This is a genomic window from Candidatus Trichorickettsia mobilis (genome assembly GCF_034366785.1).
Classification (GTDB): domain Bacteria; phylum Pseudomonadota; class Alphaproteobacteria; order Rickettsiales; family Rickettsiaceae; genus Trichorickettsia; species Trichorickettsia mobilis_A.
The window spans coordinates 1-468 of sequence record NZ_CP112970.1 but is presented as its reverse complement, the minus strand read 5'-3'; the positions used below and the strand labels follow the sequence as shown (position 1 = coordinate 468).

Here is a 468-nt window from a genome sequence, read left to right as displayed (position 1 = left end):
GAAGCAAGGCTTAAAATTAGTAAAACGATAATCTTTAAACTAAAAGGCACAGCAATTTCTCTTTCTAAAAATTAAATAACCCCAGTCTTGCCCATCGTAAGGGTATTCCTTGAAACTCGAGTAAATCATGTCGCTTAAGCCGAGCGGAAAACATCCTATACCGCTTGACGTCGATTTAGGATTGACTAGCTGTAACTTGTACTGACTTTTTTTGATTTTCATTGCCCTTGATTTACGACATAATCTTCCGTTCATACTACCGTCTGAAGTCGATGTCTCTTGGGCAAGTCCGAGGCGGTGCATTTTAGCAATGATTCTGGTAGCATATAAACTACTTGATTGAATACCGCCGACGTTATCGGCATTAGCTCCCGAGAACGGGTAAATATTACCCCAACAGCCTCCACACCAAAACATCTCGTCTCTCGGTAGATGTACGGTAGATGCGGCACAATCTATTACGCACGC

At 42.1% G+C, this 468-nt stretch carries 1 protein-coding gene; it reads right to left on the bottom strand.

What is annotated here, in order from left to right; all coding sequences use genetic code 11:
* Positions 1–39 precede the first annotated feature (39 nt).
* The coding region (locus Trichorick_RS09250; RefSeq protein WP_323739360.1) for a TraU family protein at positions 40–468 on the bottom strand (429 nt) is incomplete at its 5' end.